The organism is Rhodococcus sp. MH15, from assembly GCF_019266045.1.
Lineage (GTDB): Bacteria > Actinomycetota > Actinomycetes > Mycobacteriales > Mycobacteriaceae > Rhodococcus_F > Rhodococcus_F qingshengii.
The window spans coordinates 423,843-450,060 of record NZ_LPNP01000071.1 but is presented as its reverse complement, the minus strand read 5'-3'; the positions used below and the strand labels follow the sequence as shown (position 1 = coordinate 450,060).

Annotated in this window: 23 protein-coding genes; 13 read left to right on the top strand and 10 right to left on the bottom strand. The window is 62.3% G+C overall.

Translation table 11 applies throughout. The annotated features are described in order from the left end of the window. Window positions 1-88 precede the first annotated feature (88 nt). Complete coding sequence (locus ATN37_RS21125) at window positions 89-466, bottom strand: hypothetical protein (protein WP_042450525.1); 378 nt, start codon at window positions 464-466, stop codon at window positions 89-91. Window positions 467-529: 63 nt separating this feature from the next. On the opposite strand from ATN37_RS21125, the gene ATN37_RS21120 reads away from it, so the two are divergent. Both ATN37_RS21120 and ATN37_RS21115 read left to right on the top strand, forming a co-directional pair. Continuing rightward, window positions 530-1,108: a CGNR zinc finger domain-containing protein gene (locus ATN37_RS21120; RefSeq protein ID WP_042450527.1), complete on the top strand. Its 579-nt coding sequence runs from the start codon at window positions 530-532 to the stop codon at window positions 1,106-1,108. Window positions 1,109-1,242: 134 nt separating this feature from the next. Next, window positions 1,243-2,850 carry an ABC transporter substrate-binding protein gene (locus ATN37_RS21115; protein ID WP_218695577.1) on the top strand — a complete coding sequence of 536 codons (1,608 nt, stop codon included), beginning with the start codon at window positions 1,243-1,245 and terminating at the stop codon, window positions 2,848-2,850. 355 nt (window positions 2,851-3,205) lie between these two features. On the opposite strand, the gene ATN37_RS21110 is transcribed toward ATN37_RS21115, so the two are convergent. Then, on the bottom strand, window positions 3,206-4,708 hold the full coding sequence (locus ATN37_RS21110; RefSeq protein WP_064074541.1) for an MFS transporter: 1,503 nt from the start codon (window positions 4,706-4,708) through the stop codon (window positions 3,206-3,208). Window positions 4,709-4,866: 158 nt separating this feature from the next. On the opposite strand from ATN37_RS21110, the gene ATN37_RS21105 reads away from it, so the two are divergent. Then, window positions 4,867-5,541 (top strand): TetR/AcrR family transcriptional regulator, encoded by a 675-nt coding sequence (locus ATN37_RS21105; protein ID WP_007727120.1) that lies wholly within the window; start codon window positions 4,867-4,869, stop codon window positions 5,539-5,541. On the opposite strand, the gene ATN37_RS21100 is transcribed toward ATN37_RS21105, so the two are convergent. After that, entirely contained in the window at window positions 5,531-6,490 is a 960-nt protein-coding gene (locus ATN37_RS21100) for a DMT family transporter (protein ID WP_054781974.1), read from the bottom strand. The genes ATN37_RS21105 and ATN37_RS21100 overlap by 11 nt on opposite strands. Window positions 6,491-6,762: 272 nt before the next feature. On the opposite strand from ATN37_RS21100, the gene ATN37_RS21095 reads away from it, so the two are divergent. Then, window positions 6,763-7,041, top strand: a complete 279-nt coding sequence (locus tag ATN37_RS21095) for a YHS domain-containing protein (RefSeq protein ID WP_041814605.1) — start codon at window positions 6,763-6,765, stop codon at window positions 7,039-7,041. Between the two features lie 79 nt (window positions 7,042-7,120). Here ATN37_RS21095 and ATN37_RS21090 read toward each other — a convergent pair whose 3' ends face one another. The 3 genes from ATN37_RS21090 to ATN37_RS21080 form a co-directional block, all read right to left on the bottom strand. Further along, the gene (locus ATN37_RS21090) at window positions 7,121-8,443 is read right to left on the bottom strand and encodes an MFS transporter (RefSeq protein WP_020906028.1); all 1,323 of its coding nucleotides are present in this window, start codon (window positions 8,441-8,443) and stop codon (window positions 7,121-7,123) included. Next, a complete protein-coding gene (locus tag ATN37_RS21085; RefSeq protein ID WP_064074539.1) occupies window positions 8,427-8,954 on the bottom strand; it encodes a carboxymuconolactone decarboxylase family protein in 528 nt (175 codons plus the stop codon). The genes ATN37_RS21090 and ATN37_RS21085 overlap by 17 nt, the downstream gene beginning before the upstream one ends. A gap of 73 nt (window positions 8,955-9,027) precedes the next feature. Continuing rightward, complete coding sequence (locus ATN37_RS21080; protein WP_064074538.1) at window positions 9,028-10,458, bottom strand: MFS transporter; 1,431 nt, start codon at window positions 10,456-10,458, stop codon at window positions 9,028-9,030. A gap of 251 nt (window positions 10,459-10,709) precedes the next feature. Between ATN37_RS21080 and ATN37_RS21075 the strand changes: the two genes are divergently transcribed. From ATN37_RS21075 to ATN37_RS21065, 3 genes are all read left to right on the top strand, one after another. Then, entirely contained in the window at window positions 10,710-11,516 is an 807-nt protein-coding gene (locus ATN37_RS21075; RefSeq protein ID WP_064074537.1) for a hypothetical protein, read from the top strand. Window positions 11,517-11,714: 198 nt separating this feature from the next. Continuing rightward, a complete protein-coding gene (locus ATN37_RS21070) occupies window positions 11,715-12,092 on the top strand; it encodes a metal-sensitive transcriptional regulator (protein ID WP_064074536.1) in 378 nt (125 codons plus the stop codon). A 7-nt stretch (window positions 12,093-12,099) separates the two neighbouring features. Then, entirely contained in the window at window positions 12,100-12,504 is a 405-nt protein-coding gene (locus ATN37_RS21065) for a 6-carboxytetrahydropterin synthase (protein ID WP_054801109.1), read from the top strand. 41 nt (window positions 12,505-12,545) lie between these two features. Here ATN37_RS21065 and ATN37_RS21060 read toward each other — a convergent pair whose 3' ends face one another. Beyond that, entirely contained in the window at window positions 12,546-14,147 is a 1,602-nt protein-coding gene (locus tag ATN37_RS21060; protein ID WP_050655997.1) for an ABC transporter substrate-binding protein, read from the bottom strand. A gap of 163 nt (window positions 14,148-14,310) precedes the next feature. Next, entirely contained in the window at window positions 14,311-14,766 is a 456-nt protein-coding gene (locus ATN37_RS21055) for a hypothetical protein (protein WP_228401782.1), read from the bottom strand. Between the two features lie 91 nt (window positions 14,767-14,857). Between ATN37_RS21055 and ATN37_RS21050 the strand changes: the two genes are divergently transcribed. Next, window positions 14,858-15,532, top strand: a complete 675-nt coding sequence (locus ATN37_RS21050; RefSeq protein ID WP_007727092.1) for a bifunctional 2-polyprenyl-6-hydroxyphenol methylase/3-demethylubiquinol 3-O-methyltransferase UbiG — start codon at window positions 14,858-14,860, stop codon at window positions 15,530-15,532. Here the strand turns inward: ATN37_RS21050 and speB are convergent. Continuing rightward, entirely contained in the window at window positions 15,496-16,452 is a 957-nt protein-coding gene (gene speB / locus ATN37_RS21045; RefSeq protein WP_003941134.1) for an agmatinase, read from the bottom strand. The two genes, ATN37_RS21050 and speB, sit on opposite strands and share 37 nt — an antisense overlap. A gap of 146 nt (window positions 16,453-16,598) precedes the next feature. On the opposite strand from speB, the gene ATN37_RS21040 reads away from it, so the two are divergent. The 4 genes from ATN37_RS21040 (at window position 16,599) to ATN37_RS21025 (ending at window position 23,232) form a co-directional block, all read left to right on the top strand. Continuing rightward, window positions 16,599-17,249, top strand: coding sequence for a helix-turn-helix domain-containing protein (locus ATN37_RS21040; protein WP_218695576.1), 651 nt, complete (start codon window positions 16,599-16,601; stop codon window positions 17,247-17,249). Between the two features lie 118 nt (window positions 17,250-17,367). Then, entirely contained in the window at window positions 17,368-18,213 is an 846-nt protein-coding gene (locus ATN37_RS21035; RefSeq protein ID WP_054827723.1) for a carbon-nitrogen hydrolase family protein, read from the top strand. Next, window positions 18,210-19,898 carry an NAD(P)/FAD-dependent oxidoreductase gene (locus ATN37_RS21030; protein ID WP_007727084.1) on the top strand — a complete coding sequence of 563 codons (1,689 nt, stop codon included), beginning with the start codon at window positions 18,210-18,212 and terminating at the stop codon, window positions 19,896-19,898. The genes ATN37_RS21035 and ATN37_RS21030 overlap by 4 nt, the downstream gene beginning before the upstream one ends. A 127-nt stretch (window positions 19,899-20,025) precedes the next feature. Beyond that, window positions 20,026-23,232, top strand: coding sequence for an NAD-glutamate dehydrogenase domain-containing protein (locus ATN37_RS21025; RefSeq protein WP_218695575.1), 3,207 nt, complete (start codon window positions 20,026-20,028; stop codon window positions 23,230-23,232). Here ATN37_RS21025 and ATN37_RS21020 read toward each other — a convergent pair. Next, window positions 23,209-24,726 carry a PucR family transcriptional regulator gene (locus ATN37_RS21020; protein WP_007727079.1) on the bottom strand — a complete coding sequence of 506 codons (1,518 nt, stop codon included), beginning with the start codon at window positions 24,724-24,726 and terminating at the stop codon, window positions 23,209-23,211. The two genes, ATN37_RS21025 and ATN37_RS21020, sit on opposite strands and share 24 nt — an antisense overlap. A gap of 127 nt (window positions 24,727-24,853) precedes the next feature. On the opposite strand from ATN37_RS21020, the gene gabT reads away from it, so the two are divergent. Next, window positions 24,854-26,218, top strand: coding sequence for a 4-aminobutyrate--2-oxoglutarate transaminase (gene gabT / locus ATN37_RS21015; protein WP_007727077.1), 1,365 nt, complete (start codon window positions 24,854-24,856; stop codon window positions 26,216-26,218).

Below are 26,218 nucleotides of genomic sequence, written 5' to 3'. Positions count from 1 at the left end.
TAACCCGGTTCCTGCTGGTCGATGCTCTCGATGGCTGCCTGAAAACCAACCATACAGTCTCTATTGGGACAGGCTGCGAGCGCGGGCGTCAAGCGCTGGTGGGCCTTGAGACGACGAGATCACTCACCGCGATCTGAGCGTTGCCGATTGCCGCCTGAACCGGTTCGCAACTACTCGATGCTCTGGCGAGCGCAAGAACTGCGGTGAGTAGGGCGGCGTCGGGCTCTCCTTCGAACGGTCCGCTCTGGACGTCGAACTTTCCAGCGCGCAACTGCTTTCGGGCATTGATTCCAAGTTGTGAAATGACCTCGTCCATCGCGGTCAGGCACTGGGCGAGCGCGCCGATCGACCAGTAGAGATCGGCAGCGACGACGGGTGTCTGCGATGCCACGGTACCGGCGCGGCGCAATCGGTGGTGAGTGTCTCGGAGTATCTCGGGCAGCCTGTGGTCTGCGCAATGTTCCATCCCGCCGCCTCCGTAAGGTGTAAAGTTAGGTTATTCAATTACGGTAAAGCAGGGAGGTAAGGGATGCAAGTAGTTTTAGACGATTACGTCGCCGGTGCGTCGTTTGCGACCGACTTGGTCAATACCTCGCCCCGCGTGTGGGTGGAGGCAGGTGACGCGTTGGCTGCCCCTCAGGCGCTTCACGATCTACTGGACGAACATGGACTCTCGCCGGATGCGCTCACCAACGGACGTCGGCTTACCAGCGGTGAACTTGCTGAGGTCAAGGAACTCAGAGAGGGGATTCGTTCGATTCTCGATGCTCCGACTTCCGATGAGCTCGTTGATCGCACTCATCGACTCCTGCAGACCGTCCCGCATCACGTCCGACTCGTGCCTGATGCCCGGTCCGACTATCGATGGAATGCGGTACCGGACAGCAGAATCAATCTCACCGGCGAACTTGCGCTGTTGATCGGCTACTCGTTGCTGGGGACTCTGCGCACATTGGGGTACGAACGATTCCGCCCATGCGCCTCGCCGACGTGCAACGGGGTGTTCGTCGATACAAGCCGTGGAGGGCGACGCCGCTACTGCATGCCGGCGTTGTGCGGCAACCGAATCAACGTCGCGAATCACCGTCAACGGCAGCGTCGTACTTAGCGTCTGCGCTTGCCCGGTCGATAGTGACAATCGAACAGAGTACGGCCGACTGTATGGGGAACTTCAACGAGATACAGACCACGTCAATCCCGCACGATTGTCGCCATGGCAACTCCTAGTAGATGGCGGCTCGTATGAAAGCCCGTTCTGTCTCCGCGACAGCAGTTATCAGCGTTGGGGTTTTCACCCTGGCCGGGTGTGGCGGCGCATCCAGTCCCGGAGGTTCGGTCGGTGAGTATGCAAAGGACGGCAGTTTCACGACTGTCATCAACGCCGATCCCGGAAATCTGCACCCTCTGATCACCAACCTTACGTCGACTCAGATCGTGAACGCGTACTCGTACGATTCGTTGATCGACATCGACGCGCAAACACGCACTGTGCGTCCCTATCTGGCGGAGAGCTGGAGTGAAGAAGGGAACACGCTGAAGTTCGTGCTCAAGAAGGGCATCACTTGTGCCGACGGCACTTCCTTCACCGCACAGACCGCGGCCGATGACATCAACTGGGTCATGGATCCTGAAAACGCTTCACCGCTACGCGGATCCACTGTGCCGATGTCGACTTCGGCCTCAGCGGACGGTGACGAACTGACGGTGACTACCGCCGAGCCAGCGCCCTTCCTGCTCTCTCGAATCGGCGCGTTGCGGCTTCCGTGCGCTGCGACGCTCGAAGACCCGGCCAGCATCCGTTCGAGTAGCAACGGAACGGGTCTGTTCAAGGTCACCGAAGTTGTTCCGAACGATCACATCACGATGGAACGCCGCGACGGTTACACCTGGAGTCCGAACGGCGAGACCACTTCCGACACTCTCGGAGTGCCGAAGACAGTGACGATCAAGATTGTCACCGATCCCAGTACGACGGCGAATCTTGTTCTCACCGGCGGAGTGAATGCCGCAGCGGTCACCGGTTCGGACGAGGAACGAGTCTTGGCCGCGGGTCTGGATTCGAAGACCTACACCACGTTGTCCGGCGAGTTCATCTTCAATCATTTCGCGGCCCTACCCACGGCAGACCGTGCTGTGCGGCAGGCCCTCGTGCAGGCAGTAGACCTGGACGACTACACCGAGATCACCACCGGCGGTAAAGGAACCCGCGCACGCGCCCTCGCGGTTTCGGAACCCCTTGCCTGCGACTACAACAGTGTCGAAGGGACGATCCCCGATTTCGACGTCGATGCAGCAAAGAAAACGCTGTCCGACGCAGGTTGGAAGGCGGGTCCCGACGGCATCCTGACGAAGGACGGTCGACCGCTTGCCCTCAACGTGATTTTCAACAACTCACGCGATACGAACTCTGCCGCCGCGGAATACGTGGCAACACAGTGGGAAGGACTGGGCGCGAATGTGAAACTGACCGGCGGCGACTACAGTTTTGTCATCGCCAACACATTCAGCACCACCGACCTGTCGTCGTGGGACGTTTCCATCGGTTTGACGCTGGGGAGTGATACGCCGAGCATCTTTGCCAAGTACTTCACCGGCCCGCCCAAACCTGAAGGAGTGAACTTCGCTTCCCTCGACAACAAGAAGTACATCGAATTGTCCACTGAGGCTTCGCTTCTTCCCGGTGACGAGTCTTGCAAGGTCTGGGAGGAAAGTGAGCGCGCGTTGTTCAACGACATCGACCTGCTGCCGGTATCCACGACTCCCGCTCACATGTTCTTCAACGGCGCAACGTCGATCTACCCGCCATCGAGCGGAATCCTTCCGGGCTCGGCGATCCGTGTCCTGAAGTAGGACCCTCGACAACCGCTCACTTTCGGGTATTGATCATCCGAAGAGCAAACCGAAATACCACTGCAGCACCCGCACCTGCAGCCAGGCCGGCGACGACATCGGCAAGAAGGACACCGACGCCTATGCCCAGGACGGCAGCGGCGGCGACAGCAAGGGCTACGTCAGCACGAGGAGCGGCGATCGCGGCATCCTTTCCCCGAGTATCGAACGAGCACCCATCTCAACGGAGCATGTCACGAAACTGTCGTCCGCAGGTGTATCAACAGCAAAATGTGTGAAACGCGTCGGCCCCGACGGAGTTGGACTCCGCCGGGGCCGGGCTGTGTGTACAGCGCAGTATGTATTGCGCGCTGGCTCAGTGTGTCGGAACGGATTCCTTCGACGTGGTCGGGGACGTATCGGTGTGCTGGCTACCAATCTCCTTGCGGGAGTTGGAGCTGTTGAACCGAGGGAGGAAACCGGCCAGGACGAGTGCGACGACGGCGGATCCGGCAGCGAGGGCCATGACGACGCGGAAAGCGTTCTCCGACGGCAGCGTTGCCCCACCGATGGACATGGTCATCTGGGCGATGACGACACCCGCGATGGCGCTGGCGAATGATGTACCGAGGGAGCGCATCAGGGTGTTGAAGCTGTTGGCTGCACCGGTCTCGGACGGAGGAACAGCCCCCATGATGAGAGCGGGCATCGCGCCGTAAGCCATACCGGTACCGGCGCCGATGATCACGGCGATCACGATCAGTTCCCAAATCGAGTGCATGGCGAAAATGCCGATGCCGTAACCGATTGCGACGACAACGGCGCCGAGCATGAGCGTCACCTTGGGGCCGTGCGAATTGGTGATGCGTGAGGACAGCGGAGAGATCAGCATCATGATGATGCCGGAGGGAGCCATGACCAGACCTGCGGTGAGCATCGAACCGCCTAGGCCGTAACCAGTGACTTCAGGCAACTGGACTACCTGGGGAAAGACCATGCTGGCGGCGAACATCGCGAATCCGAACACGATCGATGCGAGGTTGGTGAAGAGCACCTGGCGGCGGATGGATACGCGTAGATCCACCAGCGGCTTGGGGGTGCGTAGTTCCCACCAAGCCCAGAATCCGAATATCAGGATCGCGGCGCCGAACAAGGAAAGCGTGAGCGTGCTCGTCCAACCCCAGTCGCCACCCTTGGAAATGGCCAGTAGTAGAGCGATGAGGGCGGCTGAGAGCGAGATTGCCCCACCGAAGTCGAACGTGCCACCTGTGCGAACCGCCGATTCGGGGACCAGGACGACAACAAGAACGGCCGCAAGAGCGCCGAGCACGGCTGACGCCCAGAACAGGACGTGCCAGTCGGCGTACTCGGCGATCAAAGCCGCGATCGGAAGCCCCAGAGCGCCACCGACTCCCAGCGAAGCGCTCATCATCGCAACAGCGCCGGCGAGCTTCTTGGGCGGAAGTACATCGCGCATCACACTGATACCCAGCGGAATGACGCCGGCAGCAAGGCCTTGCAGGATTCGGCCGGCAACGAGGGGGATAACGCTCGAACTGAGGGCTCCGACCACCGAACCGGTGACCAACAGCGCCATGCTGATCAGGAGTAGACGCCGTTTGCCGAACATGTCGCCCAAGCGGCCCATGGTCGGGACGGCGACGGCGGCGGCGAGCAGCGTGGCGGTCACAGCCCACGCGGTATCGGACGCCGGCGCGTTCAGGTACTCGGGCAGATGCGGGATGATCGGGATGACCAGCGTCTGCATGAGCGAGACGACGATGCCGGAAAACGCCAGAACAGCCACCACTGCGGTGGTGGCTGGCGACTTCGTTGTCTGTGGCGGCGTTGTCGGTGGTGGAGAAGTGGTTGACGACATTGCGGTAACTCCATCGGAGGAAGAACGAATAATGGTTTAAGTCAGTTGATTGAACTAAAGTTAAATCAAGTGACTGACTTAACGGAAGGGTGCGCCTCCGATCGTGACGAATATCTCCGGTGCCGAGCAGCTTCGGATGGTCGAGGATGATGGTGCCCATGACTACGAGGACTGAGGACGCGTCGGCCGACGTCGGCGGCGCCGCAAATTCCGCGCGCTCTGCTGCAACCCGAGACCGCATTCTCGCCGTCGCCGAGCAGTTGTTCGCCGAGCACGGTGTCTTCGCGGTTTCGAACCGCCAGGTGAGTGAAGCGGCGGGTCAGGGCAACAATGCAGCCGTCGGATACCACTTCGGGACCAAGACCGATCTGGTCCGCGCGATCGTGAACAAGCATTCCCAGCAGGTCGAGAAGAAGCGTGGCGAACTGCTGTGTGAGATCGAAGGGTCCACAAACGTTCGTGACTGGATTTCGTGTCTGGTTCGGGCGTCGACCGATCACTACGCCGAAATGGGTGGCCCGACTTGGTACGCGCGGTTCAGTGCACAGATTCTCACCGACCCGGTCCTGCGGAAAATCGTCTACGACGAGGTACTGGCCTCGCCCACCCTGCAGGAGACGCTTCGGGGACTCTCTGACTGTCTGGCCGACATGCCGATGAGTGTTCGACGCGCCCGCGCGGACATCGGACGCAATGCGATCGTGCACATGTTCGCCGAACGTGAGCGCACGCTTGCCGAAGAGGGGCCGGACGCGGTCACGTCATGGGAGGACTTCACGACCGACCTCGTCGACGCGCTGGTCGGACTTTGGACGGCTCCGATCAGCCGCTGACCGGCCGTTTGTCCGCGCTAGCCGCCCGCCCCGGGGCAACCCTGCGCAATGGATCTCGCGTCGGCGGAAGATCCAGGAGCAAGCCGACTCCGGCAAGAATGATGACAAGACCGCCAACGAGCGCGAAGGTAACAGGCTCGTTCAACCACAGCACTCCGATAGCTGATGCCGAAATCGGAACGAGAAGAGTGACGGCCGATGCCGCGACTGGACCCGCCTGACGAATTATCCAGAAGTAGACCAGGTAGCCACCGGCGGTAGCCCCCAGCCCCAGGGCTACCACGGCGATGAGTGGGCCGACGGTTATGGGCCCCGGAGGGGGAGCGACGGCGGACACCGGCACCAAGAGGGCGACCGCGGCAAGTTGTTGGCCGAGGGCCAGCGTCAGGGGTGGAGTGTCCTGGAACGACTTTCGTGCGTAGACACCTCCGACTGCGTACAGCAGCGCCGCGGTCAAAGATGCGCCAATGGCCAGCATTGCGCGACTGTCGATCGCTGACGGAATTCCGCCGACAAGCACCGAGACGCCGACGATGCCGATCGCGACCCCCGAGAGTTTTCGCCAGGTGATCTTTTGTCGAAGCCAGAAAGCGGCGACGAATACGGTGAACATCGGAGTCGTGGCGTTCAGGATCGACGCCGTCGACGAGTTGAGGCCGACGATCGCAGTTGCGACAAGTGTCAGGGGCCCAGCGACGTTGAGGGCAGCCAGCAGTAGGAATGCAGGAAACCGATGACCGACCGCGCGCCAGGTCGATCTGCTGGAAGCAGTTATCAGCGCGAGAACCAACGCTGCAACAATGAAGCGGCCGTGCGTCGTGCCGACGGCGCCGAGAGTTGGTGCTGCCACAGCAACCAGGGGGAACGAGCTTCCCCAGAGCATGCCGACCAACAGCAAAGCTCCAACTACGGCGAATCGGCTGCTGCCGATTGCTTTCCAGTTCTTCATTGCTCCTCTTCGTCGACGACCTCGCGGACATGGCTGGTTGATGCCAGACCTACCCTATACCCCCAGTAGGTATAAGGTTGACTGTGTCGTGATGCTGCAGGTGATCCGAGACTGGTGACGCATTATTCTTTCTCCCGCAATGGTTTATACGGCGAGATGTCAACTGAACGCACCCTTAGGCTCAGTCAAAGATACCTATAGGGGGTATATTGGCGGTTGTATCGGGCTCGCTTTGCGGGCCGCATCCGTCCCGCAAAAGAACAGGAATCCCAATGAGCAGTTGTGGCTGTGGCAACACCCCGAAGTCTGACGCCAAAGGCGATGTCGGCGCTGTCGGTTCGGCGATGCCGACCGGTGTGAAAGACCTACTCACCGCTGGCAGTAGTGAACTTGTCGAATGTCGGGTCATGCCCGGCAGCGTGATCGAGAAGGTGCGTGCCGAAGCGGAAGGCCTGTTCCGTGACTTCGAAGGTAATCGGTACTGGTTCTGCTGCAAGGGATGTGGTCCTCGATTCGACGCAAATCCGAGGAAGTACGCCGACGTGAGTTGAGCCAAGAGTGGTGGTGCAGGCGATGGCTGCACCACCACTTTCGTTGTAGCGCTGTCGGGGTTCAGTCGGACCGTCGACGTCAGACGGTGCGAGCGCACGCGCACTGGGCAGCCGCCAAGGTGCATTCGCCTCGGGTGGTTTCGTACGTCGCCTGTCCGGGCAATTCAACAACCGTCTCCCGAGGCCAAAGTACAAATCCTGCAACGGCTCCCACTGCGGCAAGCGCTGCAAGGATGCTCCAGGTGACCGCAAATCCCGCGCTCGAACCAACCCATCCGGCGATCGGATAGGTGACAAGCCAGGCAAGGTGCGACAGGGAGAACTGGGCTGCGAACACCTCCGGTATACCTGCGGGTTCGACGGAGCGCCGAAGTACTTTTCCGGTCGGAGTGACGATCATGGCCATGCCGGCGCCGACGAGCGCCCACACTGCGGCAGTGAGCATCCACGTGAATACACCGGCCACGGCGAGGGCTGCTGCCGCGCCGGCGCTGACGACCAGGACAACGGAACCTGCTGTCATCACAGTTCGTTCAGCGGTTCTGTCGAGAACGCGTGGAAGAAGAAGCGCGGTCACCAACGTGCCGGTGCCTGACGCGGCAAGCATCCACGCCACGTCGGATTGGGTTCCACCGAGCTCGTCGCGGACGTAGTTGACGGTGTTGACCACCACGATCGATCCGGCTGCTGCCACCACGAGATTGAGTGCCATGATGCCGCGCAGTCGCGGCGTGGTCACGAAGATCCGCACCCCCGACGCGATCCGATCCCACGCTTTGCGGTGAGTACTTCGGCGAGCGTTGGGGATTCGGGTGGCCAGCACGAGCAGTGCCGAGACCGCAAAGCCCACGGAGGTGGCGACGAACAACAGGTTGAATGTCATGAAGGACAGTGCGACTGCGGCAAGAACAGGGCTGAGCAGGCTTTCCATCGTGTAAGCGACCTGCGATGCCGACAGTGCGCGGGTGAAATCGGCCTCGTCGGTCACGATGTCAGGGATGACCGCTTGGAACGTGGGAGTGAACGCTGCCGACGCAGCTTGGAGAACGCCCACCAGCACGTAGATGTGCCAGATCTCGCTGACGAAGGGCAATGCGATCACGACTGCTGCACGAATGGCGTCGAGGGCAACGAGGAAAGCCCGTCTCGGCAACCGGTCTACGTACGCCGCCGCGAGTGGAGCGATCACGACGTACAGGGACATCTTGATCGTCAGCGCGGTGGCCAGCACGGCTCCGGCGCTCGGTCCGGCGAGTTCGTAGGCGAGTAGACCCAGCGCAACCGTCGCCAACCCGGTGCCGAACAGCGCGATGATCTGGGCGCTGAAGAGCAGGCGATAGTCGCGAATCAAGAACAGACGCAAAATGTTCCGTTCCGGTGCGGACTTAGCGATCCGGTTCATTTGGTTTCACTCCCGCGACAAGATTGAAAGCTCCGGTCAGGACATTGAGGGCGACGATTCCGACTACGTCGGCGATCTCGCGATCACCGTAGCCGTGCGCTCGAAGGCCCGTGATGTGTTCGTTTGAAATCGAGGCAGGCTCCCGATAGACGCGAAGTCCGAGGTCGATCATTGCCGCGATGGCGGGATCGGCCGAGGTGCCGGCGCGGGCACGCTCGATCTCGTCCGCCTCGACGCCGTTGGCGCGCGCGGCGGCGACGTGGGCTTCGAGGCAAACAGCGCAACCTTGCTGGACCTGCACAGCGATAGAGATTCGCTCGGTGATCTTGCGGCTCAGTTTCGCTCGCTTCATTGCTCGGCTGAGTTGCAGATAGCCGCCCAGCACAGCGGGCGAATGAGCCATCGCCGCGACCATGTCACCGACCTGTCCGTGACGGTTGACGAGTTCGGCGAGAAGGTCTTTCGATGCACCGACAGCGGTGGTGGGCGTGAGAGAAGCAAGGCGCGACATAACGAGTCCTAAGTGGTTCCGCCGGTGGTGGGTTCGGCTGGTGACAGCCGGCCGAACCCACCACCGGAGTTGGTCAAGAATTGACGGTGGATTGAACGGGTCGAGGATCGTCGACCTTGGTCGACCGCATCACGATCGCGGTGATTGCTGCGCCAACCACTGCGATGGCGGCTGCTCCGAGGAACACGGCGGAGAAACCGTTCGTCAACTCCGTCAGGTCACCGAGTTGATCAGCGCCGAACACTGCTGCGATCGCGGTCATCACCGCGAGGCCGACAGCCGAGCCGACCTGGTAGCTGACGTTGACGATGCCGGAAGCCAATCCGCCCTCTTCCGGGCGCGCAGCCGAAATCGCCGTACCGAGTGAGGGAATGAACGCCAGCGTCATACCTGCCGCAGCCACGAGCGATGCCGGCAGTACGTCGACCCAGAAGTTGCCGGTGGGCTGGATCAACGACATCCAACCCAAACCGATTCCCAGTACCAGCAATCCGGTCACGATCATCGCTTTTGCACCGAAGCGTGCCATGGCCCGTGGTGCCACGACGACCATGCCGAGCATGACGAAGATCGTCATCGGCAGCAGCGCCGCACCGGCCGGGAAGGCGCTGTATCCGAGCACTTGCTGCAGGTACAGGTTCAGGAAGAACCACATCGGTATCCAGGCAGCGCCGAGGACGAGCTGAGCGATGTTCGCGGCACCGAGGTTGGGCGCCTTGAAGATTCCCAGACGCACCAGAGGTTCCCGACGCTTGGACTGGATCAACACGAATGCACCCAACAGAGCGGCCGAAACGGCGAGCGCCAGCCACGTCTGCCCGGATCCCCATCCGACATCAGGTGCTCTGACGATGCCGAAGACTCCGACAGCAAGACCTGCGGTGACAGCGAGTGCGCCGAGGAAGTCGATCGACCCGGTACGTGCCGGTGCGTTCGGCATCAGGAGGGGAGTAGCGATCAGCGCGATGACAGCGATGGGAATGTTGAGGTAAAACACCCAAGGCCAGCTGGTGTATTCGGTGATGACGCCGCCGAGGAACACGCCGGCCGTACCGCCGGCCGGGGCGGCAGCGCCGTAGATGGACAGCGCCTTGGTCATCTCTTTCTGCGTGCTGCCGAACAGCATCATCAGCAAGGTGAGCGCCGACGGCGCGATGAGTGCGGCGCCTGCGCCCTGGACTGCACGGCCCGCAAGTTCGACGGCGACGTTACCGGCGGCACCGGCGACAACGGAACCGATCAGCAGGATCAGCCAACCAGCGGAGAACACTCTGCGGGCGCCGAACAGGTCGGACAGGCGGCCGCCGAGGAGGAGTAGCCCGCCGAACGCGATGACGTACGCATTGAAGACCCAGGTCAGGCCTTCTTGGGAAAAGCCGAGATCGCTCTGCATCTGGGGGAGAGCGACGCCGATGATGGAGGTGTCCATGATGACCATGAACTGAGCGGCGGCGATCAACGCCAACGCCCACCACTTACGGGTGGATTTCGGTTGTGTGGACATTCTGAGTTCCTTACCTGTACGGGGTATAGGTGATGCTCGTGTGGTCGGGGGGTGTCGAAAGCGAGCCGGGGCGACATCGGCGCAGCGCTTCGTTGAGGTGCGCGGGGAAATGCTGTTCTTGGAACTCATTCGGCCGGCGCTCTGCGTAGATGCGCATCGGATCTCCTTCGAGTGAATTCAGGGTGTTCGAGTAGTTCGTTGCATACCCTAGGGGGGTATGGTACAAATTGCAACAGGTTCGATGTCAAGGAGTGCAGAACCTGACGCAGACGGCAACGAGAGTGCTGCCGACCCAAACTTTGGAGGGCAAGATGTTCAGCGACAACGGCTACACACTGGAATTGGCAACGTCGGAGGCGACCGTCGGCAACCATGTCCCCTTGCAGTTCCGGATCCTGGATCCGGTTGGAACTCCCTTGATCCGGTACACGGACACCCACGACAAGCAGTTGCATCTGATCGTGGTCGGTCTGGACCTGACCGGATTCCAGCACGTGCATCCCGAATTGGACGAGAACGGAAACTGGCATGTGTCAGTCGATTTCGATCATGCGGGAGACTATCGAGTCTTCGCTGATTTCACTCCGGACGGTGGTGACGGAATCACGCTCAGTGCGGATGTGCGCGTCGCCGGATCCTACGATCCTCGGTCGTTGCCCGCCGCTACTGCCGCCACGACGGTCGACGGCTACGCAGTCTCTCTCGAAGGCGCGGCCCACGCAGGGCAGACATCGAAGCTCACACTCTCGGTCAGTCGTGACGGAATCCCGGTCACAGACTTGCAGCCCTACCTTGCCGCATACGGGCATCTGGTCGCGTTACGTGCCTCCGACCTCGCCTATCTCCATGTCCATCCGGACGGCTACCCCGGTGACGGTGTCACGCCGGCAGGACCGGCAATCACCTTCTACGCCAACATGCCGAGCGCCGAGGATTACCGGTTGTTTTTGGACTTCAAGCACGGCGGAGTGGTGCGTACGGCGGAATTCACGCTGACGGCCGACAATGCGACCCCACCTGCGTCCGAACATGCGAACCACGCGCACCACGGGCACTGAGACCGAATGCGTTTCGCAGCAGCGGGAAAACGGGCATGGGCAATCGCCATGCACCCATCTGTTCGTGCAGTAGCGAAGTGCGTGGCGATGTGCACAGTGATTGCTCTGCAAGACAAGGGAAGTCGAAGAGTATCCGCACATCGCACCGGTAACGAGAATTGTTGCGAAGTCATGCGTTGACGAACAGGAGGACATCGAATGTCGGAAGCGGCAGAAGTTGGCAGTGCGCCAAGCAGCGCTCCAAACAGTGTCCAAGGCAGTGATGCGACCGGCGATGTGTGCTGCACGGGAGATTCGCACGGCTACATCACCGCCAAGGGCGACTACCTGGCGCGTCTGCGTCGCATTGAAGGTCAAGCTCGCGGCCTGCAGCGCATGGTCGACGAGGACAAGTACTGTATCGACATCCTGACGCAGGTGTCGGCGATGACCAAGGGCCTCCAGGCGGTGGCCATGGGCCTGCTCGAGGACCACATCGGCCACTGCGTCGTCAAAGCCGCTGTTGCCGGTGGGCCCGAGGCGGACGCGAAGATCAAAGAAGCGAACGACGCGATTGCGCGATTGGTCCGCTCATAGAATTGTGATGAACATTGATACCTTGGTGCGCATGTTCAGTATCGAGATCCGTCGTACATTCGCTGTGAGGCAGGGGCTTCCGGCACCGGTGCGGGACGCGAAGAACTTGCCGCCGCTGATGCCTGCCGAGGGATTTCGCGTGACGATGCGAGTGGCGTTCTCGTTCGAGGACGACCAACTCGGAGAACGTGGATGGTTTGTCGACACGGACGCTCTGGACGAGTCCGTCGATCGATGTGCCGAGCAATTGGCGAGCGGTGCCTGGCCGGAGATTTTCGATTTCCGTCCGTCATTCGAGAATGTCTCGAAGTGGGCTTTCACTGAACTTGCCTCCAGCATTCCTCAGCTGACCTACGTCGAACTCGACAACGAGACGATCGGTGTGGCAACAAGATACGTCAGATCACAATGATCTGACGTATCTCGTTGACGCACCGCGTTCGGTCGACCGGCCTACTGGTAGAGGCGCAACGCAGAACCGATGAAGGTCTTACCGAATGCGAGTCCGGCCTTGTTGAAGTAGAAGCTCAAGACCGTATCTGCAAACGGGACTGCGGACACCGTTTTGGTGATCTGTGACTCGGCGTCCGCCCACTCCGCGCACGCTGCGTCGCCGGTCAAGCCGGATGCCTTGGCAACGGCTGCTTCGTAGGCGGGGTTGTTGATCGAAGAGAAGTTCTTACCTGCTGCCGGAGCAGGACCGGAGAAGAACGGGACGAACCCGCTGGGAACCGAATTGTTGATCTGGATCCACGCGATGTCCCACTGGTTGTTGTCCTTGCCACTGAGCATGACGTCGACAACCTTGGTCTGGTCGGCTCCTGTCACCTCGACGGTCGCACCGAGGTCGGACCATGCCGACTGGGTGAGCTCGGCCGCCGCGCTGCGCGCATCTTCGCCGGCAGCGTAGAAGAGGCGGAGGGTCAGCGGCTTTCCGTCCTTGCTTCGTTTGCCGTCGGAGCCGGCGGTCCAACCTGCAGCGTCCAGTGTTGCCTTTGCTGCGCTGAGGTCGAAGTCCGGAATGTTGCCTGCGACAGAGTCGTACACACAGGCTCGGGGCTCGACGGAGACAAGACTTGTTGCACGGGTGCCCTGGCCGCCGGTGATGACCTCAGCGAGATCGTCGAGATTGACAGCCTGGACGAGAGCTTTTCGAACGGCGGGATCACTGGTCGGATTGTCCGCAATCTGATTGAAGTACATCTGACCGGCGGGAAGTGGGCGCTGGACCGAGTCGAAATTGGCGGCATCGATGCGATCCTTGTCCGGACCGGCGATCGGAGATGCGCTCAGTTCGCCTGAGAGAAGCTGGTTTGCTGCGGTGCTGACATTGGGTGCCATGACAGCAATGACTGTCTTGGGGACACCCGGTGTGTCGGAGGTGGTGTCGTCGGGCCCCCAGCTGTAACCGTCACGACGCTCGAACGTGTAGTGGTCATTGGCCGAGACTTCGGTGACTTCGAACATGCCGGAGCCCAGCGACTTGTTGTTCGAGGCGGTCGGATCTTCGAGTCCGGCATCGCACATGATCGGGAGGCGACTGATGGTGAGGAGGAGGAACGGGGTCGGCGCCGGAGTGGTTACCGTAATGGTGCGGGTGGCGAGATCGGCAGTGGCCGAAGCGCCGATGGGAACTGTGGTGCCGCGTTGTTGTGAACCCTTGGCTGGATCGGCTACGAAGTTGATGTTGTTCGCGACGGTCTGCGCAGTCAGCGTCGACCCGTCGGTACAGGTCACGCCTTCACGAATGGTGAAGGACGCGGAGGTCGGCGTTTCTTCCCACTTCTCGGCCAACCATGGTTTGAATTCACTGGTTTCAGGATCCTGGTAGACCAAGGAGTCGTACGCCAGCTTCGAAATTTCCGCGGTTGCCGCAGAGCCGGACATGATCGGGTTGAGTGCACCTGGATCGCCTTGCAACGCGTACCGGAAGGTTCCGTCAGTCAGAGGCTCACCGCCGCCGGAGCCCGAGGACGTGCCTCCCGAGCTGCAAGCCGACAATACGAGCGCGAGCCCCGCGGTCGCGGCAAGCGTCGAATAGGAGCGGTGTTTCATTGTGCCTCCGTGAAGGAGCCGGGGCCCGGGAGTGAATCGTGAGGGCGCAGTCGAGTGTGACCGCTAAATCTTGGCGTAGGACGTGACGGGCATCTCGGTCGATCCTCACGAAAATCGGGCGGATTTTTGTTCGATTTCACGAAGGTTGGAGTTCTGGTTCAGTTCACGGGGAGTCGAGGTCACTTCGTCGTGGCCACCCGGTCTCCGTGAGCACGGTTGCTGGAACTGACCTCAACGGGGAGGTGGGGCCGAGACCGTGGAGGTCTGCGTCGTCGTCGATTTCGGACCAGAATTCGTCCGCCGAAACATCAAGGCCGAGAACGATCCACGGCGGTCCGGCTTCTTGGAACGCGTACGAGACGGTTCCGGTACGCGGAATTGTCGTATCGAACAGTCGATCTCCGACGGGATAGCCCTGCTGCTCGCCGACCAAAGTCAAGGTAGTCGGTTCGAAGGATGCATCGCGCAGAATCTTCTCGACTGCGCGGTCGAAGCTCTGCTGGACGCTGAACTCTTCGTCCGAGTTCGAACCGGTGAACTCGGGGAAATGCGCACAACACAAAACGTATGGGCCTGCTGAGTTGCAGTAGAGACGAAACACGGGAAATCCACCGGCCACGACGTGACGTTAGCAGGGCGTCGAAATGGAGAAGTTGCTGTTTCAGCAAAGATGGTTGCGTGAGTTGTGGAAGGTCGTTCATCCTGGGTGCATGAGCCACGAACACCACAATCACCACGAAAACTCCGATACCACCGAGAATCCGTACGCCAAGGCGGACGCACAGTTCTGGAACTCGCTGTACGAGGAACGCCCCGCGCGCTGGAGCGGAAATCCCAACCCACAGTTGATTGCCGAAGCCTCCGACCTGGAACCGGGCACGGCACTCGACGTCGGTTGCGGCGAAGGTGCCGACGCTTTGTGGTTGGCGCGTCGCGGGTGGAAGGTCACCGGCACCGACATCTCGTCGGTTGCGCTCGGCCGCGCCCAGGCTCACGTCGAGGGCGAGGGCGTCGACATCGAATGGCTGGAAGCCGACCTGACGAAGTGGGATCCGCAGGGGCGCTCGTTCGATCTGGTGTCCGCGCAGTTCTTCCACATGCTCGAACCCGCGCGCGGGGAATTGTTCCGTGCTCTCGGAGATCTGGTCGCGCCCGGCGGGCATTTGCTGATCGTGGGCCACTCACCTCACGAGTCGCCGACCGAGCACCATCGGGCCATGCTCCATACACCCGAATACGTGGAGTCGCTGTTCACCGATGGTTGGAAGGTGTTGGTCTCGGAGTCGCGGGAACGTGATCTTCCCGCGAACCCCGAGATGCATCACACGACGGATACCGTTGTGCTGCTTCAGCGATTGAGTGCGAGCACCGACAGCAACTCGTAAGCGACGTGGGCCGCTGCGATACCGGTGATCTCGGCGTGGTCGTACGCCGGCGCTACCTCGACGATGTCGGCGCCGACCACGTTGAGTCCCACCAACCCACGCAGTGTGTTCAACAATTCGCGCGAGGTCATGCCGCCCGCTTCGGGTGTTCCGGTGCCCGGAGCGTGGGCGGGATCGAGTACGTCGATGTCGACGGAGACGTACACCGGCCCACCGTCGAGGCGCTTACGCATGCGCTCGACGATGCTGGCGACACCGTCGACCTCGTAGTCGTCACTGCGGATCACCTGGAAGCCGAGGACGCGGTCGTCTTCGAGGTCCTTCTCGCTGTAGAGCGGTCCACGGATGCCGATGTGCTGCGAACGCTCCATGTCGATCAGGCCCTCTTCACTGGCGCGGCGGAAGGGGGTGCCGTGGGTGAAAGGCTGACCGAAGTAGGTGTCCCAGGTGTCGAGATGAGCGTCGAAGTGCAGGACGGCGATCGGGCCGTGATCGCGGGCCAGTGAGCGCAGGATCGGCAGTGCGATGGTGTGGTCGCCGCCGAGCGTGAGCACGGAGGAACCGTCGGCGCGCAGGTCGGTAACGGCGGACTGAACCGTCGTGAGAGCTTCCTGGATGTCGAAGGGGTTGACGCCGATGTCGCCGAAATCGGCTACCTGCTGGTTGGCGAAGGGCGAGACCTTCAGCGCCGGGTTGTACGGACGCAGGAGCTTCGACGCAGCGCGGATGTGCCCCGGACCGAACCGGGCACCGGGGCGGTAGCTGACACCCGAATCGAAGGGGATGCCGAGGATCGTCACGTCGGCGCGCGAGACCTCGTCCAGGCGCGGGAGCCGCGCAAAGGTGGTCGGCTCGGCGTAGCGGGGGACGCGCGTGGCGTCGACGGGTCCGATGAACGATCCGGGGTTGTTGGTAGCCATGTGCAGAGGTCCCTGCTCTCGATTCGGCGCACACCGGGCGCCCTTCAGTGATGTAGCTCTCTGAGCAAGTATGGTTTCTTCAAGAGGCTCGGTTGTCAACCCCTGTTTCCTGAAAGGGACACGGCGGTCGTGAAGGAGTGGGTTCAGTGGCCAAGGCGAAGGAAGCGGTCGAGCCGGTCGGACCGCGCATCGGGGCGAGGCTCAAGGCGGCACGTCAATCGAAGCGGTTGACCCTCGACGACCTGGCCGAGGCCTGTGGTGTGACCAAGGGGTATCTCTCGAAACTCGAGCGCGATCACGTCAACGCGTCGGTGGCGACCCTGATAAAGGTGTGCGCGGTGCTCGAGATCCCCGTCGGATCCCTGTTCGAGAATGCGTCCGCCGGTGAAGTAGTCCGCGCCGACGCCATGCCGCAAATCAGCTTCGGTGGCGAAAAGATGACGGAGTACCTGCTCACGCCTACCAACGAGCGTCGAATTCAGGTGCTGCTCGGCGAGCTGGAACCAGGCGGCGGAAGTGGTCGGGAGTTCTACAGTCTGCCGATCGACGTGAACTTCGTGCACGTGCTCGAGGGCGGCTTGCGGGTCTCGTTCGAGGGCGGTCGGACGGATCCGAACGGTGAGGCCGTCGATGCCGAAGACGTCGTACTTGCGGCGGGCGATTCCTTCACATTCACGCCGACGCACAACCATAGTTTTCAGGCCGAAGGCTCGGTTCTGGCGAAGGTTCTGTGGGTCTTGAATCCGGCATTGCCGGAAGGGCCACGCGCGTCGCCTTCGCGAGACTCGAATCCGTGAATGTTGATTCTTAGGAAACAAGAGTTGACATGATTGGCGGCACCCGTCACGCTGGTAGTTGTCCCCGTCACACACACCGTCGAAAATTGGCGTCACGGAACTCCTGAAGGAGCGCACCATGCATGTCGATTCAGTTCGAGTTGGCCTGTTCCAAGGTCCGCTCACCACCCCTGACACCTTTGCGTCGGTGGAGTTCAACCTCGCTGCAATCGACACTGCTGCCCGCGAGGCTGCAGCATCCGGTGCGAAGATCCTGCTGACGCCGGAGATGTCCGCAACCGGCTACGACATCGGCGAACTGGTGTCGCTACGCGCGGAACCGGCCGACGGCCCGATCTTCGATTCCGTCGCCGAGATTGCTCGAAGTGCAGGCATCGCAGTCGTCTACGGCTACCCCGAACTCGACGGGGGAGATGTCTACAACAGTGTGCAGGTGGTGGACCGCGACGGCACTTCGCTTGCGCACTACCGCAAGACGCATCTGTTCGGCACGCTCGACCGTGAGCACTTTCGGCCAGGTGAGACCTTGGTGGTCGGGTTCGATTTCGAGGGTATCCGCTGCGGATTGTTGATCTGCTACGACGTGGAGTTTCCCGAAGCGGTTCGGGCACACGCCGACGCCGGTACAGAATGGCTCATCGTGCCGACAGGCTTGATGACTCCTTACGAACACATTGCGCAGCAAGTGGTTCCGGCCCGCGCATACGAGAGTCAGATGTTCGTCACCTACGTTAATCGCTGCGGTGCCGAAACCGAGCTGACCTACTGCGGTCTCTCGTGCGCCATCGCGCCCGACGGTGCCGAGTTGGCGAGGGCCGGCGGCGACCAGGAATTGCTCTTCGCGGACATCGCCGCCGCCACCGTCGCGCAATCGCGCACTCTCAATACACATCTCGACGATCGACGCCTCGATCTGTATCCAGACCTTCCTGTCACGACTGTCTCCAAGGAGAACCGTAGATGACCATCCCAGTAGCTCCGGACAGTTCCTCGGAACCCGGCAAGCAGCCGCCCCTCACGATGTTCGGACCGGATTTTCCGTTCCCGTACGACGACTACGTTTCCAGTCCGGCGGGACTCGGCTCGGTGCCCGATCTGGCACTGGGTACCGAAGTTGCCGTGATCGGTGGCGGACTCTCCGGCATGATCGCGGCCTACGAGTTGCTCAAGATCGGTCTCAAACCGATTGTCTACGAAGCTGATCAGATCGGTGGCCGGATGCGGTCGGTCGAGTTCGACGGGCACCCCGGGGTTGTCGCCGAGATGGGCGCAATGCGTTTCCCACCGTCGTCGACAACGTTGTTCCATTACCTGAACGAACTGGGTCTGCAGACCGAAGAGTTCCCCAATCCCCTTGCCGAGGTCACGCCGAGCACCGTCATCGATCTCAAGGGCGAGAGCCACTACGCGCACACTCTCGAGGATCTGCCGCCGATCTACACCGAGGTGGCGCAGGCCTGGCAGCGCACTCTCGAAGAGCATGCCGATCTGATTCCGTTGCAGCAGGCCATTCGTGACCGCGACACCGCAGAAATCAAGCGGATCTGGAACGACCTCGTGGTGCGCTACGACGACCAGACGTTCTACGGATTCCTCGCCGCGTCGAAGCACTTCAAGTCCTTCCACATGCGGGAAGTGTTCGGACAGGTCGGATTCGGTACGGGCGGTTGGGATACCGACTACCCCAACTCGATCCTCGAAATCCTTCGTGTGGTCATCACGGCCGCCGACGACGACCACCGCGGCATCGTCGGTGGATCGCAGCAGCTGCCGATGCGGTTGTGGAACCGCGCCCCGGCGCACATGGCGCATTGGCCTGCCGGTACTACGGTCGCTTCGCTCAACGACGGTGAGACGCGTCCCCGCGTCACCGAACTCCGGCGTACCGAGCCCGGCAACATCACGGTGACGGACTCCGAAGGTTTCATTCGCACGTATGCGAGTGCCGTTGTGACAGTGCAGAGTTGGATGCTGCTGAACAATATCAGGTGTGACGACGATCTGTTCCCGATCGACCACTGGACTGCGATCGAGCGAACTCACTACATGGGTTCGACCAAGGTGTTCGTTCTCGTCGACCGCCCGTTCTGGAAGGACAAGGACCCCGTGACCGGCCGTGATTCGGTGTCGATGACACTGACCGACCGTATGAGTCGCGGCACCTACCTGCTGGATCAAGGCGAGGGCAAGCCAGGCCTGATCTGCTTGTCGTACACCTGGTCGGACGATTCGCTGAAGCTGCTGGCGCTCGACGCCACCGAGCGCATGAACATCATGCTGCGCTCTCTCGAAGAGATCTACCCCGGCGTTGACTTCCGCAGCCACATCATCTCGAGCCCGGTGACGCTGTCGTGGGAAACCGAGCGCGACTTCATGGGCGCATTCAAGGCGAACCTTCCGGGGCACTACCGCTACCAGGAGCGCCTGTTCTCCCACTTCGTGCAGAATGATCTCGAACCGCGTCATCGGGGAATCTTCCTCGCCGGTGACGACGTGTCGTGGACCGCCGGCTGGGCTGAGGGCGCGATCCAGACCGCGATCAACGCGGTATGGGGCGTCGTCAACCATCTCGGCGGCGCTGCGCCTGCCGAGAATCCCGGACCCGGCGACGTGTTCGAGGAGCTTGCTCCGATCAGGTTGGGCGACTGAGCTCACCGCAACTGCCGAAATGTCGTGCCCGATGGGGGTTGGTACTCCTATCGGGCACGACCTCTTTCCGGTGATCCACGCAACACTGGAAAGTGTTCGGATCCAATAATTTCCAGGAGGGTGTTCAATGGCGAGCACATCATCGGCGACCAAGACCGCAGCTGCAGAATCGAGACCGGCAGGCGGTGATCGATCCGGTGACCCGGCGCTCGAACTGGTCGCCGAATTGGCAGCAGCGGGCCAGCGACTCGTCTTCCGTCAGGGCGACGACTTGAACAGCGATGCCCTGAGCAGTGACGATCTGACCTGTGTGGTGCTGTGGCCGTCCGGAGAGCCCTCCCTCTCCGATCTGTGCGAGAACTTCGAGTCCCTCGGACTCCGAGTTTCGACGCACCGCCCCCTTCCGACCGTTCTGGGTTCGGCGCACTACTTCACCTTCGAGCCGAGCACCTTCGACGGCAGTGCGCTGGAGAAGATGGCGGACGCCTTCGAAGCCGTCATCGCCGGACAGACCCGGATGGACGCATTCTCCAGTCTGATCGGACGAGCAGACATCACGTGGCGCGACGCAGAGTTGCTGCGCGCTGCGTGCCGTTTCCTCGCTCAGGCTCGTATCGGGTTGTCCGAGAGCTACATCGTCGGAGTGTTGGCAGCGAAGCCACTCTTCGTACGGCAGGCAATCGAACTCTTCACTGCGCGTTTCGATCCCGCCGTAGCAGGATTGCGGGAGACAGCAGTGGCCACCGCGGCGGCGGCCATCGACGAATCAGTCGACGATGCAGACACTCTCGACGAGGATCGCGTCTTGCGCGGCGTTCGTTCGTTCCTGCAGGCGACTCTGCGCACCAACTGGTACCTGCGTGGTGAGTCCGGCGACCCGCTGCCGTACGCGTCGTTCAAGATCGACTCGCAGTTGCTCTCCACCCCGCAGAAGACCGTTCCCTTCCGCGAGATCTACGTCAGCGCACCCAATGTCGAAGGCGTTCATCTGCGTAGTTCCTCCGTCGCCCGTGGCGGCCTGCGTTGGTCGGATCGATACGAGGACTACCGCACCGAGGCCCTGAGCCTCATGAAGACCCAGAGCGTGAAGAATTCCCCGATCGTTCCTTCGGGTGCCAAGGGCGCGTTCGTGGTTCGGGGCACGTCGTCACCAACCCCGGCGCAGGTGCAGGAGTCGTACAGCACCTTCATTCGCGGCTTGCTGGACGTGGTGGACAACATCGTCGACGGCGCTGCGGTACACCCGGCAGAAGTAATCGAGTACGACGGTGAAGACTCCTATCTCGTCGTGGCAGCAGACAAGGGGACCGCACGGTTCTCGGACGTCGCGAACGGCATCGCCGTCGAGCGTGGTTTCTGGCTCGGCGACGCCTTTGCTTCCGGCGGTTCGGCCGGATACGACCACAAGGCGATGGGCATCACCGCTCGCGGCGCCTGGGTAGCGGTACGACGCCACTTCGCCGAGCGTGACCTCGACGTCGACACCGATCCGTTCACCGTCGCGGGCATCGGTGACATGTCCGGCGACGTGTTCGGCAACGGAATGTTGCTCTCGCACAAGATCCGTTTGGTCGCGGCATTCGATCACCGCCACATCTTCATCGACCCGAACCCCGACACCGAGACGAGCTTTGCCGAACGCGCTCGCCTCTTCACCGTGCCGCGCTCGTCCTGGGACGACTTCGATCGCACCGTGATGTCGCCGGGCGGTGGCGTCTGGCCGCGGAGCGCGAAGTCGATCCGCCTTCCGCTCGAGGCGCGTGCGGCCCTCGGAATCACCGAGGAAAACTTGACCCCGCAGGAACTGATCCGAGCGGTCCTGTGTGCTCCGGTGGACCTGTTGTGGAACGGCGGCGTCGGTACCTACGTGAAAGCGTCGACCGAAAGCAACGTCGACGCGGCCGATCCGTCCAACGACGCAGTTCGCGTCAGCGCTGACGAGTTGCGTGCGACGGTGGTCGGTGAGGGCGGCAACCTCGGCTTCACCCAGCGTGCCCGCATCGAATATGCCGCTGGCGGAGGCCGAATCAACGCCGACTTCATCGACAACGCGGCCGGCGTGGCTACCTCGGACCGTGAGGTCAACATCAAGATCGCACTCGCAGCGTTGGACTCGACCTCGCGCAATGAACTACTCGCGGCGGCCCAGGACGAGGTGGCCGCATCGGTGCTCGAGGCCAGTGAAGATCAGACCCTCGCGATCAGCCTGGCCGAGCACCGCGCACCGGCCCTGCTCGATCAGCACGAGCGGTTGATCGAGAACCTCGTCTCGGCGGGCGCCATGAAGCGACTGGAAGAATCTCTGCCCGACGCCAAGGCGCTGGCGGTCAGGGCGCGAGCCGGGCAGGGCCTACTCCGTCCGGAACTTGCTGTGCTGGTGGCGCAGTCGAAGAACGTGCTGACGGCGGAATTGGGGGCGTCGACCGTCCCGGACAATCAGATCTTCGCCGATCGTCTCCCGCAGTACTTCCCGCTCTCCGTCGTCGAGGCAGCACCGGACGCGGTCCGCGCACATCGGTTGGGCCGCGACATCATCATCACCTCGGTGGTCGACGAACTGGTCAACCGCGTCGGACCCGGCGTGCTGTTCCGGCTCGAGGAACACCTCGGAGTCCACAGTCCGGAAGCGGCTCTGGCCTACGCAGTGGTCAGCGAAGTGCTCGGCACCGAGGAACTTCGGCGCGAGATCTTGAACTCGGAGCTGCGCGCCACCGAGCAGTTGCAGGCTCTCGATCGCTTGCAGCAGTTGTTGGAATCCGAGATGAGCTGGGTGTTGCGTCGTCCGGGAGCAGCCGGCCGGTTCACCGTGAACCCGCGCGCCGACATCGATCGGTGGGCAGCCCCGGTGCGGGAACTCACCGACGGTTTGTCGGCCAGCGAGCGCATCGAGGCGTCTTTCGGAGCGCTCGCCCTGGCAGACATTGCACTGCAGGAGAATACGACGGCCGCGGCCGCAGCCGCGATCTATCGGGAACTCTCCGACGCTCTCGACCTGGGCGATGTTCTCGGCGGCGTCGACGTCGCCGTCGGTGCCTCGCATTGGGAGGTCATGGGCAGCGCTGCCGTCCATGCCAGGTTGACGGCGCGTTTCGCGGACCTCGTGTCCGGTGCGCTCGGTGAAGGTATTCCGGAGGTCGTCGAGTTGTGGACCGCCGCCAATCCGCAAACGGTGCGCCGGTTCACGGCTTTGATGTCGAGCGTGAGCCGCAGTGGAGCGCTGGACACCGCCCGTCTCTGCACGGTCGACGCCGAACTCGAACTACTCGTTCGCGGTGCGTCCAGTTTCGCTTCGGTACACGCCGCGGAGCGTTCAGCGGCCCTCCCAGGCGAGTAGCGATAGCAGCAGTTCGGCTCTGACCCTGGCCTGCCCGAGGTCGCATTGCAGCAGTTCCTCGATGCGTGCGATGCGACCTCGGAGGGTGTGCCGATGAACACCGAGTTCGGCTGCAGCCGACTCCCATTGGCCGTTTGCCTCGAGATAGGCGCGCAAAGACGCGGCCAGTGCGGTTCCGTGTGCCTGGTCGTGTTCCGTCAGCACCGGGATGGTGTCCGCAGCCATGGCGATCAATGCCTCACGGGCAGACTCGGATGCCAGAATCGTCGAACCACTCAGAGCGTCGAACTCGAGAATACGCGCCGTAGCCGTCGTGAGGTTGGCCGCGGCGCGGGCCTGGACGAGTGCGCGGGGTGCGTCGAGAAGACGGTGAGGGGTGCTGATTCCGGCACGCACGGCTTTCGCTTCGGTGGGGGAGAGCTGCGCCAGTAGTGTTTTGGCGGTGTCGATTGTGTCGGTTCCGCGGAGGAGGACGGTCAGCGAACCGTCCTCGGATTGCGCGAACAACGGCCGGCCTGCTCGCGCGAGAGCGTTGTCGAGTTCGCGAAGAACTGGGCCGAGTCCGGATCCGCGAACGTGGACGACACGAATGTTGCCGTGCGTGTCGCTTGCCTCGTCCAAGTACGACGGCACACTGTCTTCGGGGATTCGGCCGTCGAGTAAGAGCCCGAAAGCCATGGCGTTGAGTCGAGTTCGCTCGGCCCGTAGTCGAACCGGTTTCTCGAGTTCGAGAGTGAGCAGCGAGACCGCATGCCCGAGCAACACTCTGTCGATATTGCTCAGGGGCCCGGCGCCCGCCATGGCGAGGTAGCCGTGCCAACTGTCGGTGACGCCGACGGGGGACAGTGTCAGCGTCCGTTCGGGTGTGCTCTGCGAGATCGACGCCGGAGCGTTGGGATCGCGGGTGGTGGCCGCGACCGCGCGAACCTCGGTGATCAACGACTTCTGGTTTGCCGGATGCACCGCGGTGATCCGATCACCGACAAACGCCACCGAAGTTTTTGTGGCCGTGGCCAGTTCACGCACGATCGCCGACACGCCACCGCGCAGTGCAACGCGGGTGATGCGCGTCTGTACTTCTGCCGCGCGGAGTACCGATTCGTATTCCTGCTGGCTCAGACGGGTCATCACCGCGCGCGTGACCGCCGCGAACGGGGTCGTGAACGGCACTTCCAGCAGAGGGAGCCCGCGACTGCGGGCGGCGGCAATCAGGTCTGCGGGCACACTCTCGTGGGAAAGGCCGGTCCCGAAACCCAGAGCCGATACTTCTGCGGCGGCCAGACGGTCGATGTACTCGCTGTAGTCGGTGGCGTCCGCGCCCACCAGTGCCAGCCCGGTGGTGAGCACCAATTCGCCGCCGGAAAGCCACGGGGTGGGGTCCGTCAGCTCTGTGGCCTGCGCAAACGTGACGGGGTGGGTGGCAGCTGCTCGGTCGGTGAGCAGAGCCAGCGAGAGGTGTTTCTGGCGCAAGAGCCACGAGATCGGAACCGTCACCTGATCAGGCTAGCTGTCGTTGCCGATATGGAGTAGCCCTGGAGCTCCGGGTATCCATTTCGGCAGTGCTTGCGATGCTTCGCGCGTCGCATACTCGAATGCAATACACAACCGAGAGGGTGGTCACATGAGTGCAATCGAATACCGGCTTCCGCAGGAGCGTCGCATCGTCACGGAGTTCCCGGGCCCGCGCTCGGCTGCGCTCGCCGAACGCCGTAAGAAGGTCGTCGGCGCCGGCGTCGCATCCACCCTCCCGGTCTACGTCGCCGACGCAGACGGCGGAGTCATCGTCGACGTCGACGGCAACTCGCTGATCGACCTCGGTGCCGGTATCGCGGTGACCAGCGTCGGCGCCTCCAACCCGGCCGTCGTGTCCGCGGTTCAGGATCAGGTCGCGCACTTCACCCACACCTGTTTCATGGTCGCTCCGTACGAGGGCTACGTCGAGGTCGCCGAGCGTCTCGCCGAACTCACCCCCGGTGACCACGAGAAGCGTTCCGTGCTGTTCAACTCCGGCGCAGAAGCTGTCGAGAACGCAGTCAAGATCGCCCGTCACGCGACCGGTCGCGACGCAGTCGTCGTCTTCGACCACGCGTACCACGGCCGCACCAACCTCACGATGGCACTGACCTCGAAGTCCATGCCGTACAAGAGCGGCTTCGGTCCGTTCGCCCCCGAGGTCTACCGCGTCCCGATGTCCTACCCGTACCGCGAGGGCCTCAATGTCGACGGCTCCAAGATCACCGGTGAGCAGGCCGCACAGCGCGCCATCACGATGATCGAGAAGCAGGTCGGCGCTGCCAACACGGCCGCCATCCTCATCGAGCCCATTCAGGGTGAGGGTGGATTCATCGTTCCCGCAGAAGGATTCCTCCCGACGCTCGTCGCGTGGGCCAAGGAGAACGGCGTCGTCTTCATCGCCGACGAGGTTCAGGCAGGCTTCGCTCGTACCGGCGCCTGGTTCGCCAGCGATCACGAGGGCATCGTGCCCGACCTGGTCACGCTCGCCAAGGGCATCGCAGGCGGCATGCCGCTCGCCGCTGTCACGGGCCGCGCCGAGCTCATCGACGCTGTCCACCCCGGCGGCCTCGGTGGCACCTACGGCGGTAACCCCGTCGCCTGCGCCGCTGCATTGGCGTCCATCGACCAGATGCGTGAGCTCGACCTCTGTGGCCGCGCACGCACCATCGAGTCGACCGTCGTCGGCCGAATGAACGCACTGGCAAAGGAACTCGACGTCATCGGCGACGTTCGCGGTCGCGGCGCCATGCTCGCCATCGAGCTGGTCAAGCCCGGTGGGCAGGAGCCGGACGCCGACATCACCAAGAAGATCGCCGCCGAATGCCTCGCTGCCGGCGTCGTGATCCTCACCTGCGGTACCTACGGCAACGTCATCCGTCTGCTCCCGCCGCTGGTCATCTCCGAAGAGCTGCTCGACGACGCGTTGACCGTCCTCGAGACCGCCATCCGCACTGCAGCACAGGGGAACTGA

Excerpts from the sequence above, each read along its gene's own strand:
- ATN37_RS21100 (WP_054781974.1), bottom strand. The coding sequence starts at position 6,490 with ATGAAGAACTGGAAAGCAATCGGCAGCAGCCGATTCGCCGTAGTTGGA.
- ATN37_RS21110 (WP_064074541.1), bottom strand. The coding sequence starts at position 4,708 with ATGTCGTCAACCACTTCTCCACCACCGACAACGCCGCCACAGACAACG.
- ATN37_RS21105 (WP_007727120.1), top strand. The coding sequence starts at position 4,867 with ATGACTACGAGGACTGAGGACGCGTCGGCCGACGTCGGCGGCGCCGCA.
- ATN37_RS21030 (WP_007727084.1), top strand. The coding sequence starts at position 18,210 with ATGACCATCCCAGTAGCTCCGGACAGTTCCTCGGAACCCGGCAAGCAG.
- ATN37_RS21035 (WP_054827723.1), top strand. The coding sequence starts at position 17,368 with ATGCATGTCGATTCAGTTCGAGTTGGCCTGTTCCAAGGTCCGCTCACC.
- ATN37_RS21025 (WP_218695575.1), top strand. The coding sequence starts at position 20,026 with ATGGCGAGCACATCATCGGCGACCAAGACCGCAGCTGCAGAATCGAGA.
- ATN37_RS21070 (WP_064074536.1), top strand. The coding sequence starts at position 11,715 with ATGTCGGAAGCGGCAGAAGTTGGCAGTGCGCCAAGCAGCGCTCCAAAC.
- ATN37_RS21090 (WP_020906028.1), bottom strand. The coding sequence starts at position 8,443 with ATGAACCGGATCGCTAAGTCCGCACCGGAACGGAACATTTTGCGTCTG.
- ATN37_RS21050 (WP_007727092.1), top strand. The coding sequence starts at position 14,858 with ATGAGCCACGAACACCACAATCACCACGAAAACTCCGATACCACCGAG.
- ATN37_RS21125 (WP_042450525.1), bottom strand. The coding sequence starts at position 466 with ATGGAACATTGCGCAGACCACAGGCTGCCCGAGATACTCCGAGACACT.
- ATN37_RS21085 (WP_064074539.1), bottom strand. The coding sequence starts at position 8,954 with ATGTCGCGCCTTGCTTCTCTCACGCCCACCACCGCTGTCGGTGCATCG.
- ATN37_RS21095 (WP_041814605.1), top strand. The coding sequence starts at position 6,763 with ATGAGCAGTTGTGGCTGTGGCAACACCCCGAAGTCTGACGCCAAAGGC.
- gabT (WP_007727077.1), top strand. The coding sequence starts at position 24,854 with ATGAGTGCAATCGAATACCGGCTTCCGCAGGAGCGTCGCATCGTCACG.
- ATN37_RS21120 (WP_042450527.1), top strand. The coding sequence starts at position 530 with ATGCAAGTAGTTTTAGACGATTACGTCGCCGGTGCGTCGTTTGCGACC.
- ATN37_RS21115 (WP_218695577.1), top strand. The coding sequence starts at position 1,243 with ATGAAAGCCCGTTCTGTCTCCGCGACAGCAGTTATCAGCGTTGGGGTT.
- ATN37_RS21060 (WP_050655997.1), bottom strand. The coding sequence starts at position 14,147 with ATGAAACACCGCTCCTATTCGACGCTTGCCGCGACCGCGGGGCTCGCG.
- ATN37_RS21080 (WP_064074538.1), bottom strand. The coding sequence starts at position 10,458 with ATGTCCACACAACCGAAATCCACCCGTAAGTGGTGGGCGTTGGCGTTG.
- speB (WP_003941134.1), bottom strand. The coding sequence starts at position 16,452 with ATGGCTACCAACAACCCCGGATCGTTCATCGGACCCGTCGACGCCACG.
- ATN37_RS21065 (WP_054801109.1), top strand. The coding sequence starts at position 12,100 with ATGAACATTGATACCTTGGTGCGCATGTTCAGTATCGAGATCCGTCGT.